Source organism: Hymenobacter mellowenesis (genome assembly GCF_030581005.1).
Taxonomy (GTDB): domain Bacteria; phylum Bacteroidota; class Bacteroidia; order Cytophagales; family Hymenobacteraceae; genus Hymenobacter; species Hymenobacter mellowenesis.
This window is the reverse complement of record NZ_JAUQSX010000007.1, coordinates 20,767-34,385: the sequence shown is the minus strand read 5'-3', so window position 1 is coordinate 34,385 and position 13,619 is coordinate 20,767. Positions and strand designations below refer to the sequence as shown.

Here is a 13,619-nt window from a genome sequence, read left to right as displayed (position 1 = left end):
TTAGACGCTGACTACTGGCCTGTTAAATGATAAATGTTAATTGTTAAATGATTAAAGAGAAAGAGGTTTACCCTGGTAAAAGTCGAGCACCTTGCGCCGGAAGATGTAGCTGTACTTGGCCTGAATGCGGTTCGATTCGGCGAACGTCAGGTTATTCTTCGTGATGTTGAACTCGGTGCCGTTCAGCAGGCCGTTGTTGAAACGGATTTCCGAGTTGCGCTGCGTGAGGGTGAGGGCCGTGACCTGGCGCTTGGCGGCGGCGTACTGCAGCTGGGCGGCGCGGGCATCGGCATAGGCCTGCTCGATGCTCTGGCGCAGCGTGAGGCGGGCCTGCTCGGCGCGCACGCTCTGGGCCTGCTCGTTGATGATGGCGCGCTGCACCCCGGTGCGGACCTGCAAGCCGTTGAACACCGGAATATTGAGCTGGAACTGAATCTGCTGGCCCAGGTTCTGGTTCAGCTGGTCCCAGAAGCCCTGCGGCAGGCTGATGATGTTGCGCTGGTAGGTGAGCACGCTGAGCGGCGTGAGGGTGCCGGCATTGTTCACGAAGAATGTGGTGCGCCGCGCCGTCGAGTCGTTGCCCACCTGCGTCACGGTCCGCACCGACGAGTAGCCCGAAAACACCTGCCCCGACAGGGCGAGGCGCGGGTAGTAGCCGCCGCGAGCCAGGTCGGTGCCCCGGCGCGCGCTTTGCACCCGCAGCTCGGCCGCCTTGATTTCGGGCAGGCGGCCGGCGGCCGACTGGTAGGTTTGGTCCAGGTCGAGGGCCAAGGGCGCGTCTTCGTCCGGGTCGGGAAACTGCGGCACCTCAATCTCGAAAGTTTTAGCAGCCGACGCGTCGAGGTTGAGCAGCTGCATCAGCGAGAGCCGGGCCAGGGTGGCCTGGTTCTGGGCCGTCACCACGTTCAGCTCATCGGTGGCCAGCTGCGACTGGCTGTCGAGCAAGGTACTTTCGGGAATGCTACCGGCTTTGAGCAAAATCCGGGTGCGGGCAATCTGGGCGTTGTCGCTTTCCACGCGCGTCTGGTTGGCGCGCACCAGCTCCTGGGCCAGTACCAGCTGTAGAAAGGCCGAGGCCACGTTCAGGCTCAGGTCGTTGCGCGCCTTCTCAATGTCGGCCAGGCTGGCCTGGTAGTCCAGGTCGTTGCGCCGGATGGTGTTGCGCAGCTGAAACCCTTGAAACAGCGTGACTTGCGCCACACCCGCCAGGTTGTTGGCCCGCACAGTGTTGCTCTGAAATTCGTAAGTGAGCGGGTTCACGCTCGTGCCGTATTGCCAGCTCTGGGAGGCGCTTAGGTTGGCCGAGGGCAGCAGCGCGGCCCGGCTCTGGCGGAGCACCTGCTGGTTGTTCTTGGCCTGCAGCTCGCTCAGGCGCACGTTCAGGTTGTGGGCCAGGGCGTAGTCCACGGCGCTTTGCAGCGTCCAGGGGCCGGTGGGGGCCTGAGCGGCGCTGCCCAGGGCGGTGGCCGGCGGGGCGGCCGTGGTTTGGGCCTGGGCGGCGGGGGCCAGCAGCACGGTGCCCGCCAACCCGGCCAGCACCCGGCGCCGGAGCGCCGAGGAAGTAGTCCGTCGTTTCATCTTGCAGAAAAGTGGGGTATTCGGAGAAAGGATAATCGGCAAATTTCGGTTTTTATTACGCCAGCCGCGCTAGTCCAGCGTCGGAATGTAGGTGATGCGCTGCACCCAGTGCAGCTGCCGCAGGTAGGCCAGCGTAATTTCCTTGATAGGGCTGTCCATCTCGATAAACTGCCGGGCAGCGTCGTTGCGGCCCTTGCGGCTCACAAACATGGTGGCAATGTTGCATTCATCGTGCGCAATAACCGACGCAATGAAGGCAATGGAACCCGGCACGTCGTGGGCATCAATGATGAGCGTGTGCAGCGCGCCCGAAAAGTCGGCCGGGAAACCGTCCACTTCCACAATGCGAATCACGCCGCCGCCGCGGCTCTGGCCCACCACTTCCACGCGGTGCCCGGTGGCGCCATCCAGCAGGTTGAGCTTGATGGTGTTGGGGTGCATGGTTGAAGCATTGCCCACGCTCTGGAAGGTGAATTTTAGGCCTGTTTCGGCGGCGTGGTCGAAGGCCGTGCGGATGCGGGTGTCGTCGGGCGCGTAGCCCAGCAGGCCGGCCACGATGGCCCGGTCGGAGCCGTGGCCTTCGTAGGTGCGCGCAAACGAATTGTAGAAGGTGATGACCGCCTCGGTGGGCAACGCGCCCAGAATGCGAATGGCCGCGCGGGCAATGCGCACCACGCCCGCCGTGTGCGACGAGCTCGGCCCAATCATCACCGGGCCAATCATATCAAAAATACTGGATTTCTCGGCCATGCACGGGGGCTACCCTAATAGGATTGCGGGGTTAAAAGTAGCTGATGAAGGCGGAATCTGACTTAAACGCGCCGAAGTGCGCGGGCCGGTGGTTGCGGCTGGGCCATGCTTGGCCCGGTAGCTGAGGGGCAGAGACGCCGCCTAAGCGCGACCGTTGCAATTTGTTCGGCAAGCCGCTTACTACTGGTCATTGGAACCACAGTATTTTGACGATATTTGTCGCGCCTCCACCCAAGGCATTTCCCCACCTCACCCTCTTCTCACCACCATCATGTCCGCCCCTCCCACCCCGGACGAATTTTCTCCGGCCGTACTGGCGCAGTTGCGCCGGCTTCAGGAAAAATACGTCCCCGATGGCCAAGACCTGGCCGCTTACCTCGAAGGTCTCTACCACGCCAAGTACATCAACTACTGGGATTATATTGAGTTAGACACTTTACTCTCCCTGCAACGTCCGCTCACGAACCTGCCCGATGAGCGGATTTTCATCATATACCACCAGATTTCGGAGCTCTATTTCAAGCTCTGCCTCTGCGAGTACGAGCAAATCGGCAACCTCCAAAAGCCCACGCTAGGCGAAGTGGTGCTGCGCCTGGGCCGCATCAACCGCTATTTCGACAACCTCATCGATTCGTTCGATGTGATGGTCGACGGCATGGACAAGCAGCAGTTTCTCGATTTCCGCATGGCCCTGATGCCGGCCTCGGGCTTTCAGTCGGTGCAGTACCGCATGATTGAGATTGCCAGCACTGCCCTCGAAAACCTTACCGACCAGGTGAAGCGCCAGACGCTGGGCGAGGCTTCGGCCCACGATTTCGACCAACTGTTGGGCTGCATCTACTGGAAAGCGGGTGCTACCATCGAGTCCAGCGGCGCCAAAGCCCTCACCCTCATCGAGTTTGAGCGCAAGTATACGGCCGACCTCGTGCGCCACGCCGAAGCCTTCCACGACCGCAATGTGTGGGCCGTGGTGCAGCGCCTGCCCCAGGAAGACCAGCGCCACCCCCGCCTCATGCGCGCCATGCGCCAGCTCGACGTGAGCGTGAACGTGAACTGGCCCCTGATGCACTTCAAATCGGCAGTGCGCTACCTGCAGCGCAACCCCACCGACGTGGCCGCCACCGGCGGCACCAATTGGCGCAACTACCTGCCGCCCAAGTTCCAGCGCCGCATTTTCTACCCGCAGCTGTGGAGCCAGCAGGAGCTCGACGACTGGGGCAAGGGCTGGGTGGAAAGCGTGCTGGAAGAAAGCGTGGGCGTGTAAGCCCCATTACTTTTTCATTAGCTGCCGAAGTATGCGTGCCACAGGATGGATAGCAGTGGTGGCCGCGCTGAGCAGCCACCGACCGGCGCAGGCACAGGCGCAGCTGGCGAATGTATATCACGTTGACAATCATCAAGGCGTGGTTTTCCTTTATGCGGAAAACCACGCCTTTGTGCCTTACACCATCACCCTCAAGGCCCGGCTGGTAAACATGCAGTCCACCGACGCGCTGCCCATGCGCCTGGTGGTGTTTCCGGCTAAGCAGCCCCAACTACTGACGACGTTTACTTATACGCCCGGGCTTGCGTATTCGTATCATTACGACTATCCGGCCCAGCTAGGCATCTACACTTCCCGTCCCCCCGACACGACGTACGTGTACCGGTTCCCGAGCGACTCGGTGCAGGTGTTTCGGCCCACCCCGTCTGTTCCAAAGAGCAAGCGCACCAACATCACCCACCACGACTACTTGTTTGACTTGCCGGCACGCATGCCCGTGCTCGCCGCCCGTAATGGCATCGTGGTCAACTACCGGGAAGATTGCCGCAAGAATACCCGGTCTGCCTTCAATTTCATCACGGTGTTTCACGAAGACGGCAGTTACGCCAGCTATTTGAACATTGCCCCGAGCAGCGTAGGCGTGTCCATTGGCCAATACGTGAACAAGGGTCAGCGCATCGCCACCTCGGACGCCCGAGCAAAACCGGCGCCCCTGGTATTTGTGGTAAACTACCCCGGCGAAGCCGCAGCCCTGGAGCTGCCGGTTCGGTTCGCCCGCGGAAACCAGGGACCGGCCCGCCCGTAAACCCTCGCACCACTCGCCTTCTACCCTGCTGGGGTCAGCCGCTGCCATGAACGAATCGGAACAAAAAATCATCAACACGTCCCTCGACCAGGCGCGCACCCTGCACGAGAACATTCGGCAAATGTGGGACGGCGACACGCTGGCGACGTTTTACTACGGCGTGATTTCGGGCGCCATTGCCCGTAGCGGGCCCGAGGTGGCCAAGGCCCTCTCGGTCATGCTAACCGAAGTGTACGCCAATACGGCCAAGTCGCACGTCGACCTGGGCAAGCTGGCCAACGGCTTTGCCAATGGCAAAAACGATTCCTCGCCTGCTTCGGAACCCTTGGGCTGAACCCGCGCTAGTCGTGGCGCATCTGGCCTTTTTCGGCCCGGGTTTCGCCCATGTGCCAGTACACCAGCAGCGAAATCAGGGCGCAGACCGTGACGTACCAGTAGAACCATTCTTCCACGCCCTGGTCTTTGGCGAATAAGGCCACGTATTCCGCCGTGCCGCCAAAAATGGCCACCGTCAGCGCAAACGGCAGCCCGACGCCCAGCGCCCGGATTTCGGTCGGAAATAACTCCGCCTTCACCACGGCGCTGATGGACGTGTAGCCGCTCACCACAAACAGCGCGGCCACCAGCAGGCCCGCCGCCACCCAGGCATCGTGCGTCTGGGCCAGCGTGCGCAGCAGCGGCACCGTGCCCAGCGTGGCGCCAATGCCAAACATGAGGAGCACCGGCCGCCGGCCCACTTTATCGGAAATGGCCCCCAAGAGCGGCTGAAATAAGAGGGCCACCGTCATCACCCCAAACGAAATCAACGTCGCCGATTCTTTAGAAAAACCCGAGGTGTTGACCAGGAATTTTTGGGCGTAGGTGGTGTAAGTGTAAAAAGCCAGCGTACCGCCCAGCGTGAGGCCCACCACTGTAAGCACGGCTTTGGGGTATTGCAACAACACCGTGAGCTGGCTGGGCCGGCTGCGCACGGGCAGGCCTTCGTCGTCCGTTTCTGGCTGCCCGTGTTGCTGCTGCTCGGCAAAGGCAGCCGTTTCGCCCATGTGGGTGCGCAGGTACAGGGCGCCCAGCGCGGCCATGGCGCCAATCACAAACGGAATGCGCCAGCCCCATTCGCCCAGCTGCACCGGCGACATCACCTGCTGCAAGCCCAACAGCACAACCAGGGCCAACAGCTGCCCGCCCATCAGGGTGAGGTACTGAAAGCTGGACCAGAAACCGCGGTGCCGGGCCCCGGCCATTTCGCTTAGGTAAGTGGCCGAGGTACCATATTCACCGCCCACACTAAGGCCCTGCACCAGCCGCGCCAGCAGCAGCAGGGCGGGCGCCAACACCCCGATTCGGGAGTAGCCCGGGGCAATGGCAATCAGCAACGAGCCCCCGGCCATGAGGCGAACCGAGAGCAGCAGCGCGGCCCGCCGCCCGTGCTGGTCGGCGTAGGCTCCCAACAGCCAGGCCCCCAGCGGGCGCATCAGAAATCCTACCGCAAAAATGGCGGCGGTGTTCAGCAGCTTTGCCGTATCGTTTCCGTTGGGAAAGAAGACCGGCGCGAAGTAGAGGGCAAAGCCGGAGTAAGCATACCAGTCGTACCACTCCACCAGATTGCCAATGGAGCCACTGATGATGGAGCGTAAGCGTGAAACGGAGGTGGTGTTGGGAAGAGATTGGGCCATATGGCAAGCTAGTAAAGGAATGGGCCGACTCACCAGAGAGGGAGCGTGATGCTGATTTGCCGGTGCAGTTTTAGAGTTGCCGTAACTTTGTGAGGCTGCTGACTTTCGGCAACCCATCAAAAGGATAACTACCTTTTTAATTACACAAATGTCAAAACAAGAATTAGAAATACTTCTTCCTCCTGAAGTTGCATTCGATGAGTTTGCACAATACGAATCAATACTGAAACAGGCGGGCTTACAAGCAGGCGAGGCTGATTTCGTGCATCTGAAACGCCGTTCCATTGATGCGCGTGGTCGGCAGGCGCTTGTCAGAATACGAGCAGATATTTACATGACCACCCCACCTACTGACTTATTTGGGCCATGGTTTGTTTATCCAAATGTTAAATCAAATTCCCGGTCTATCATCATCGTGGGGGCTGGTCCGGCGGGGCTTTTTGCGGCACTGCGCTGCCTAGAGCTTGGGCTGAAGCCCATTGTGCTGGAGCGTGGCCTCGATGTGCGCGCGCGGCGGCGCGACTTAGCGGCTATTAACAAAGACCAGATAGTGAACCCCGATTCCAACTACTGCTTTGGCGAAGGCGGGGCTGGCACATATTCTGATGGCAAACTTTATACCCGTGCTACCAAGCGCGGCGACGTGGGCCGCGTGCTCCGGCGACTGGTGCAGCACGGCGCCACGCCCGACATCTTGGTGGACGCCCACCCCCACATCGGCACCAATAAACTGCCCGCCGTGGTGCAGGCCCTGCGCGAGGCCATCATTGAAGCTGGCGGCGAAGTTCGGTTCGAATCCCGTATGACCGACCTGCTGCTGGAAAACAACCGGCTGCGCGGCGTGGTCCTGGCGTCGGGGGAAGTGCTGGAAGCGGAGGCTACCATTCTGGCCACCGGCCACTCGGCCCGCGATATTTATGAGCTGCTCGACCGGCGCGGCGTGCTCATCGAAGCCAAGCCCTTTGCCATGGGCGTGCGCGTCGAGCACCCGCAGGCCCTCATCGACCAGGCCCAGTACCGCCGCACCGACCGCGGCCTGCTGCCGGCGGCATCTTACTCGCTGGTACATCAAACCGAAGTGCAGGGCCGGCAGCGCGGTGTTTTTTCGTTTTGCATGTGCCCGGGCGGCTTCATTGTGCCAGCGGCCACGGCGCCCGGCGAAGTGGTGGTGAACGGCATGTCGCCGAGCCGGCGCGACTCACGCTTTGCCAACTCCGGCATTGTGGCCGCCGTGGAGCTCGAAGATTTGGACGTGCGGCAGTACGGCGCCCTGGCGGGCTTGCGCTTCCAGCAGGCGCTGGAGCAGCGGGCGTGCCAGGCCGCGGGCGGCACACAGCAGGCCCCGGCCCAGCTGCTGGGCGATTTTTTGAAGAAAAAAACGTCCGGCCAGTTGCTCGAAACGTCTTACCAGCCCGGCCTGGTATCGTTGCGGATGGACGACGTGCTGGGGCCAGTGCTGGCCGAGCGGCTGCGCCAGGGCTTCCAGGATTTCGGCCGGAAAATTCCGGGTTACGCCACCAACGCAGCCCAGATTGTGGGCGTGGAAAGCCGCACCTCGGCGCCGGTGCGCATTCCGCGCGATAAGGATACGCTGCAGCATCCGGTGGTGCAGGGCCTGTTTCCGTGCGGCGAAGGCGCGGGCTACGCCGGCGGCATCGTGTCGGCGGCCATGGACGGCGAGCGGTGCGCCGAAGCGGTTTTGGCCGTTTTGTCGTAGAAGGAATTTTAGCCGACTGGCCAACCCACGCGACGCACGCAGAAGCTGCCGGAATTGTTGGCTGAAATAAACAAGCTCCATTTGCGGCGCGGCTTGCGCCTGCTCCATCACCGAAATCTCTCCTCATGAAAAAGACCCTCGTTCTCGGCGCTTCTGATAATCCGGCCCGCTATTCGTTCCGGGCGGCGCACATGCTCAAAAACCACGGCCACGAAGTAGTGCCCGTCGGCATTCGCAAGGGCGAAGTGGCCGGCATGGCCATTCACACCGACCGGCCGCAGGAAAAGGACATTGACACGGTGACCCTCTACGTGGGCCCGCAAAACCAGCCCGCCTGGTACGACTACATCCTCGACCTGCAGCCGAAGCGCATCCTATTCAATCCCGGCACCGAAAACCCGGAGCTGGAGCGCCTGGCCCAGCAGCGCGGCATCCAGACGGAAGAAGCCTGCACGCTGGTTCTGCTTTCGATTGGGCAGTACTAGCCCGCATCAACCTGTTGAAAAGGTGCTGGCATCATTGTCAGCGCCTTTTTTTGTTCCTAATTCTTAACAGAATATCGTTAAAATTAAATCGGCCAGCCAGCCCCGGCAGCCAGCGAGAGGTAAACGGTTTGGCCCGCGGCCCAGGCATCCGTAAGCTGCCGCACCCGCACAGTGTTTTCGGGCAAGGCAACTTCAACTTCGTAATGAGTGCCGAAAAAGCGGACTGCCGTTACCACGCCTTTCAAACCTGGTTTGGCGGCTGAAACCAGGAATTCTTCGGGGCGTACCAGCAGGGCCGCGGCGGCCGGGGGGCGGGGCCGCAGCTTGCGGCGGTCGGCGCCCCGCACTAGGTTATAGTCGCCGAATAAGGCAGCGGTGTATTCGGTGGCGGGCTGGCGATAAATCTGGGCGGGCGGGCCTTGTTGCACAATCCGGCCCTGGTGCAGCACCAGAATTTCATCGGCCCAGGGCAGTGTGTCGGCCGCATCGTGCGACACCAGCAGGCAGGTGATGCCCAGGCGCGTGCCCAATTCTTCGATAATGGTTTGCAGGGTGCGCTTGTGTACGCGGTCGAGGTTGGAGAAGGGCTCGTCGAGCAGTAGCAGGCGCGGGGCGGCGAGCAGCAGCCGGGCCAGGGCCACGCGCTGCTGCTCGCCACCGGAGAGCTGGTCGGTGCGGCGCTGGGCGAGGTGGTCGATGCGGCAGAGGGCGTAGAGGGCCTGGGCTTCGGCGGTGGGGCGCTGGTTAGCGTAGCGCAGCACCTGCTCGACGCGCAAGGAGTGCGGCAGGTCGGATTTTTGGGAGAGGTAGGCCACGCCGGGGTGGCCGGGCACGAGGGTTTCCTGGGGGCCGCGCACCCGGTCGCCGTCGATGCGAACTTCGCCAGCGCTGGGCTGAATGAGGCCGGCAATGATTTGGAGCAGCGTGCTTTTGCCCGTACCCGATTCGCCGGCCAGCGCCAACTTCCGGTGCGCCGCCTGGCGGAAGCTGATGTCCTGCAGCACTGAGTGCCCGTGTTCTTCCAGGCTGATGGCCGAAACCGTGAGCAACTCCATGCAGGTCAGGTAAATCGAAAAGCGAATGAGATGGCAGCAAGCCGCTTGCGCCGATGGTGAAGCAGCCGAACGCCGCTGCAAGCTACACAGCTGGCCCGCAAGGCCGGTTTTGAAGCGTCAAATGCGGCTCGGTTTCATTGTTATATCGAACAATAAATCCGACCCGGCGGTAAAATTTCGAATGTTTTAAACCAGATTCCGTACCGGCGGCGGGCGTATTGGCTGGTTGCTTTGTTATACCAAGTGCCACTACTTACTAATATGTCGCCTTCCCCCACCAGCACCACCCTCGACATTGAAGGCATGAGCTGCGCCGCCTGCGCCTCAGCCGTCGAGAAATCCCTGGCCCGCACGCCCGGCGTGCAAAGCGCCGTGGTGAATTACGCCACCGAGAAAGCCACCGTCCACTACCTGCCCGAGTTAGTTAACCAAGCCACGCTCAAAACAGCCGTTGAAAACGCGGGCTATGGCGTGGTGAAGCGCGCCCCCAGCATCGGCGCGGCCGAGCGCAATGCGGAAATCGACCAGCAGAAAGCGGCGGCTTATGCCCATCTCCGGCGGCGCTTCTGGGTGGCCGCCGGCCTGGCGGCGCTCATCATGCCGCTGAGCATGCTCATGCTATGGCCCGTCGTCATGATGCATCTCAACCTGCAATGGCTGAATATGGCCCTGCTCCTACTCACGCTGCCGGTGCTGCTGTACAGCGGCCGCGAGTTCTACAGTTCGGCGTGGAAAAGCTTCCGCCACCGCACCGCCAACATGGATACGCTCATTGCCATCGGCACGGGAGCGGCATTTCTCTACAGCGTGGCCGCTACGCTGGCACCGGGCTTTTTCACCCGGCGCGGACTGGCACCGGAGGTGTACTTCGACACCACGGCCACCATTATTGCTCTCATTCTGCTGGGCAAGGTGCTGGAACTGCGGGCCAAAACCCGCACGTCGGCCGCCATGCGGGCGCTGATGAATCTGCAAGCCAAAACGGCGCGCCTCGTGGGCCCCAACGGCCAGGAGGTCGACGTGCCCATCGAGCAGGTGCAGGTAGGCGACATCCTCCTCGTGCGCCCCGGCGAGAAAGTGGCCACCGACGGCCTTATTACTGAAGGGCAGTCGGCCGTGGATGAAGCCATGCTCACCGGCGAAAGCCTGCCCGTGGCCAAGCAAACCGGCGACGCCGTATTCGGGGCCACCCTCAATAAAAGCGGCGCTTTCCGATTTCGCGTCACCAAAATCGGGGCCGAAACCATGCTGGCCCAAATTGTGAAACTGGTGGAAGACGCCCAAGGCAGCCGCGCGCCTATTCAGCGGCTGGCCGACCGGGTGAGCGCCGTGTTTGTGCCGACGGTAGTCGTCCTTGCCCTGCTCACATTCGCGGTATGGTTTGCCCTTGCGCCGGCCGAAACCCGGTTGTCGCTGGCGCTGGTCAACTTTGTGGCGGTGCTCATCATTGCCTGTCCCTGCGCGCTGGGGCTGGCCACGCCCACGGCCATCATGGTAGGCACCGGCAAAGGGGCCGAGTATGGCGTGCTCATTCGCAACGCCGAAGCGCTGGAGAAAGCCTACCAGGTGAACACCGTGCTGCTTGATAAAACCGGCACCATCACCCGCGGCGAGCCGGCCGTGACGGACTTCTGGGCCGCGCCGGGCCAGTCGGTCCCCGCGTTGCTGGCGCAGGTGGCGGCCGTCGAGCGCCAATCGGAGCACCCACTGGCGGCCGCCGTGGTGCGCTACGCCGAAGCCCAGAGCGCTGAGGCCCCGGTGGCCACCGATTTTCAGGCGCTGGAAGGCCGGGGTGCCGTCGCCACCGTGGCCGGGGCACCCGTGCACATCGGCAGCGCGCGCCTGCTGACCGAAGCTGGAATCTACCTTCCCCCGGAAATCAGCAGCCAGGCGGACAATTTGTTGAAACAAGCTAAAACAGTGCTTTACGTGGCCGTAGCAGGCCAGGCAGTAGCTATTATTGGGGTCGCCGATGCTGTGCGGGACAGCTCGGCGGCGGCCATCAAGCGGCTGCAGGCGCTGGGTCTGGAAGTGGTGATGATGACGGGCGACAACCCCGCCACCGCCGCGCAGGTAGCGGCCGAGGTGGGCATCAGCCGCTATTTCGCCGAAGTGCTGCCGGCCGATAAAGCGGCCCAGGTACGCGCCCTGCAGGCCGAGGGCCGCGTGGTGGCCATGGTGGGCGATGGCATCAACGACGCGCCCGCGCTGGCCCAGGCCGACATTGGCCTGGCCATGGGTACCGGCACCGACGTGGCCATGGAAGCCGCCGGCATCACCCTCATGCGCTCCGATTTGCAGAGTGTGGTCACGGCCATTGAGCTGTCGCGCCAAACCATCCGCGTCATTCGGCAAAACCTGTTTTTTGCCTTCCTATATAATACGCTCGGCATCCCAATAGCCGCTGGCGTGCTATATCCGGTGTTTGGCATTTTGCTGTCACCCATGCTGGCGGCGGGCGCTATGGCGCTGAGCTCCGTGTCGGTGCTCACCAACTCGCTGCGGTTGAAGAGTTTCAAGCCGCAATAGCGGGTGCAAGTGTTATCAGAGTGATATAGAGGCGGGGCTTGCCCCTGCCCGGAGGTTGGCGCCTCCTCAAAGATTCCGTTCAACGACGGGCGGGGGCAAGCCCCGCCCCTACGTCGTTCAGGATATATCTAAAATCAAAGAACCACATCTATCTTTGCCGTACCAACTACGGTGATGGATTTCCACCGCGAACCGCCGGAGCCCGCCCGCTCCGCGCTGATGATTCCTACCGCCCGGACGGCCACTGTGGCCGCGCCGCCTGGCTCATCTTGTTCGCCCACATGTCCACTCGGCTCGAATTTCCTCGCCTTCTTCCCCACCGACTTCGGGCGTTCGGCACTGTGTCAGCTTTGCTGTTTTTGCTACGCTGGTTGCTTATCAGCGGGCTGATTGGCGCGTTGGCCGGCACGGCATCGGCCGTTTTTTTGGTGGCGCTGGATTGGGTGACGCAGTGGCGCGAAGCTCACCCTTGGGTGCTGGCGCTGCTGCCGGTGTCGGGGCTGTTCATTGGCTTGGCTTACCATTATTTTGGTGAGCAAGCGGTGCGAGGCAACAATCTGATTCTCGACGAAATCCATCGGCCCAGCCAGCGCATTCCGCTACGGCTGCTGCCGCTGGTGCTCGGCGGCACGCTGGCTACGCATCTGTTCGGCGGCTCGGCCGGGCGCGAGGGCACGGCCGTGCAGATGGGCGGCACCCTGGCCGACCAGCTCACGCGCTGGCTGGGGCTGCGGCCGCGCGACCGGCGTCTTCTGCTCATTGCGGGCATGAGTGCGGGGTTTGCATCGGTATTTGGCACGCCGCTGGCGGGCGCCGTTTTCGGGCTGGAAGTGTTTCTGCTGGGCTCTATTCGCTACGAGGCCGTGCTACCCAGTTTCCTGGCCGCCGTGCTGGCCGATGCCGTGACGCGGGCCTGGGGCGTGGGCCACACGCCGTATCCCACGCTGGCGGCGCTGCCGCTCACGGCACTTTCGCTGGGCTGCACGCTGCTGATGGGGGTGCTTTGCGGATTGGTGGCGCGCAGCTTTGCCGGGCTCACCCATGCCATCACGCATTTTTTTCGGCGCATTGCCTACGCCCCGTTGCGGCCGGTGGCGGGGGGCGTGCTGGTGGCAGGGCTGCTGTGGGTGGTGGGCGCCAATCGGTTCGGGGGCTTGGGCATCCCGGTTATCGTGGAGGCTTTTCAGCACCCGCTGCCGCCGACGGACTGGGCCCTGAAGCTCGTCCTCACGGCCCTCACGCTGGGCTGCGGCTTCAAGGGCGGCGAGGTGACGCCGCTGTTTTTTATTGGGGCGGCGCTGGGCAGTGCGCTGACGCTGGTGCTGCCGTTGCCGGTGGCCTTGCTGGCGGCGATGGGGTTTGTGGGCGTGTTTTCTGGCGCGGCAAATACGCCGCTGGCTTGCACGCTGATGGGGTTGGAATTATTTGGCATTCAGGCCGGAATCTACCTGGCCCTTACCTGCGTAGTGGCTTATTTGTTTTCCGGGCATCACGGCATTTACAGCTCGCAAGTGGTGGGCCAGGCCAAGCACTTGCGGCTGGGCCGTGAGCAAGGCAAGCGTTTGGGAGATTTATAGCAGTGCGCAGTAAAAAGAACGCCATGCTGAGCGAAGCCGAAGCATCTCGCGTGCAACAGTGAATGAATTACCTGCGCAGTAGAGATGCTTCGACTCCGCTCAGCATGACGTTCCTTTTATCCATTCTTTAACTATTTGCTTTTAGCAGGCAACCCTTCGCTACATTTTTGCATCTGACGCGCTAAC

General features: G+C 62.1%; 11 protein-coding genes and 1 riboswitch. Of the genes, 7 read left to right on the top strand and 4 right to left on the bottom strand.

Annotation, left to right across the window (positions count from 1 at the left end; genetic code table 11):
- Positions 1 to 51 precede the first annotated feature (51 nt).
- Together Q5H92_RS14050 and sdaAB are read right to left on the bottom strand one after the other, a co-directional pair.
- Positions 52 to 1,578, bottom strand: coding sequence for a TolC family protein (locus tag Q5H92_RS14050; protein ID WP_305012169.1), 1,527 nt, complete (start codon positions 1,576 to 1,578; stop codon positions 52 to 54).
- Positions 1,579 to 1,647: 69 nt separating this feature from the next.
- Complete coding sequence (gene sdaAB / locus Q5H92_RS14045) at positions 1,648 to 2,328, bottom strand: L-serine ammonia-lyase, iron-sulfur-dependent subunit beta (RefSeq protein ID WP_305012168.1); 681 nt, start codon at positions 2,326 to 2,328, stop codon at positions 1,648 to 1,650.
- 271 nt (positions 2,329 to 2,599) lie between these two features.
- Between sdaAB and Q5H92_RS14040 the strand changes: the two genes are divergently transcribed.
- Genes Q5H92_RS14040 through Q5H92_RS14030 form a run of 3 tightly spaced genes read left to right on the top strand, consistent with a single transcriptional unit; the run spans position 2,600 to position 4,731 of the window.
- Complete coding sequence (locus Q5H92_RS14040) at positions 2,600 to 3,592, top strand: tryptophan 2,3-dioxygenase family protein (RefSeq protein ID WP_305012167.1); 993 nt, start codon at positions 2,600 to 2,602, stop codon at positions 3,590 to 3,592.
- A gap of 31 nt (positions 3,593 to 3,623) precedes the next feature.
- Positions 3,624 to 4,397 carry a M23 family metallopeptidase gene (locus Q5H92_RS14035; RefSeq protein ID WP_305012166.1) on the top strand — a complete coding sequence of 258 codons (774 nt, stop codon included), beginning with the start codon at positions 3,624 to 3,626 and terminating at the stop codon, positions 4,395 to 4,397.
- 46 nt (positions 4,398 to 4,443) lie between these two features.
- Complete coding sequence (locus tag Q5H92_RS14030; protein ID WP_305012165.1) at positions 4,444 to 4,731, top strand: hypothetical protein; 288 nt, start codon at positions 4,444 to 4,446, stop codon at positions 4,729 to 4,731.
- Positions 4,732 to 4,738: 7 nt separating this feature from the next.
- Here the strand turns inward: Q5H92_RS14030 and Q5H92_RS14025 are convergent, their stop codons facing one another.
- Positions 4,739 to 6,070 carry an MFS transporter gene (locus tag Q5H92_RS14025; RefSeq protein ID WP_305012164.1) on the bottom strand — a complete coding sequence of 444 codons (1,332 nt, stop codon included), beginning with the start codon at positions 6,068 to 6,070 and terminating at the stop codon, positions 4,739 to 4,741.
- Positions 6,071 to 6,218: 148 nt separating this feature from the next.
- Here Q5H92_RS14025 and Q5H92_RS14020 point away from each other — a divergent pair, with 148 nt between their 5' ends.
- Both Q5H92_RS14020 and Q5H92_RS14015 read left to right on the top strand, forming a co-directional pair.
- Positions 6,219 to 7,787, top strand: a complete 1,569-nt coding sequence (locus Q5H92_RS14020; RefSeq protein ID WP_305012163.1) for an NAD(P)/FAD-dependent oxidoreductase — start codon at positions 6,219 to 6,221, stop codon at positions 7,785 to 7,787.
- Between the two features lie 125 nt (positions 7,788 to 7,912).
- Positions 7,913 to 8,272, top strand: a complete 360-nt coding sequence (locus Q5H92_RS14015) for a CoA-binding protein (protein ID WP_305012162.1) — start codon at positions 7,913 to 7,915, stop codon at positions 8,270 to 8,272.
- 83 nt (positions 8,273 to 8,355) lie between these two features.
- Here the strand turns inward: Q5H92_RS14015 and Q5H92_RS14010 are convergent, their stop codons facing one another.
- Positions 8,356 to 9,327, bottom strand: a complete 972-nt coding sequence (locus Q5H92_RS14010) for an ABC transporter ATP-binding protein (RefSeq protein ID WP_305012161.1) — start codon at positions 9,325 to 9,327, stop codon at positions 8,356 to 8,358.
- 261 nt (positions 9,328 to 9,588) lie between these two features.
- Here Q5H92_RS14010 and Q5H92_RS14005 point away from each other — a divergent pair, with 261 nt between their 5' ends.
- Together Q5H92_RS14005 and Q5H92_RS14000 are read left to right on the top strand one after the other, a co-directional pair.
- Complete coding sequence (locus Q5H92_RS14005) at positions 9,589 to 11,856, top strand: heavy metal translocating P-type ATPase (RefSeq protein ID WP_305012160.1); 2,268 nt, start codon at positions 9,589 to 9,591, stop codon at positions 11,854 to 11,856.
- A 161-nt stretch (positions 11,857 to 12,017) separates the two neighbouring features.
- Positions 12,018 to 12,092: riboswitch (Fluoride riboswitch) on the top strand.
- Between the two features lie 105 nt (positions 12,093 to 12,197).
- Positions 12,198 to 13,433 carry a chloride channel protein gene (locus Q5H92_RS14000; RefSeq protein ID WP_305012159.1) on the top strand — a complete coding sequence of 412 codons (1,236 nt, stop codon included), beginning with the start codon at positions 12,198 to 12,200 and terminating at the stop codon, positions 13,431 to 13,433.
- Positions 13,434 to 13,619: the final 186 nt, after the last annotated feature.

What these genes read in the sequence shown, in the direction of transcription:
- Q5H92_RS14050 (WP_305012169.1), bottom strand. Translation starts at nt 1,578, where the DNA reads ATGAAACGACGGACTACTTCCTCGGCGCTCCGGCGCCGGGTGCTGGCC.
- sdaAB (WP_305012168.1), bottom strand. Translation starts at nt 2,328, where the DNA reads ATGGCCGAGAAATCCAGTATTTTTGATATGATTGGCCCGGTGATGATT.
- Q5H92_RS14040 (WP_305012167.1), top strand. Translation starts at nt 2,600, where the DNA reads ATGTCCGCCCCTCCCACCCCGGACGAATTTTCTCCGGCCGTACTGGCG.
- Q5H92_RS14035 (WP_305012166.1), top strand. Translation starts at nt 3,624, where the DNA reads ATGCGTGCCACAGGATGGATAGCAGTGGTGGCCGCGCTGAGCAGCCAC.
- Q5H92_RS14030 (WP_305012165.1), top strand. Translation starts at nt 4,444, where the DNA reads ATGAACGAATCGGAACAAAAAATCATCAACACGTCCCTCGACCAGGCG.
- Q5H92_RS14025 (WP_305012164.1), bottom strand. Translation starts at nt 6,070, where the DNA reads ATGGCCCAATCTCTTCCCAACACCACCTCCGTTTCACGCTTACGCTCC.
- Q5H92_RS14020 (WP_305012163.1), top strand. Translation starts at nt 6,219, where the DNA reads ATGTCAAAACAAGAATTAGAAATACTTCTTCCTCCTGAAGTTGCATTC.
- Q5H92_RS14015 (WP_305012162.1), top strand. Translation starts at nt 7,913, where the DNA reads ATGAAAAAGACCCTCGTTCTCGGCGCTTCTGATAATCCGGCCCGCTAT.
- Q5H92_RS14010 (WP_305012161.1), bottom strand. Translation starts at nt 9,327, where the DNA reads ATGGAGTTGCTCACGGTTTCGGCCATCAGCCTGGAAGAACACGGGCAC.
- Q5H92_RS14005 (WP_305012160.1), top strand. Translation starts at nt 9,589, where the DNA reads ATGTCGCCTTCCCCCACCAGCACCACCCTCGACATTGAAGGCATGAGC.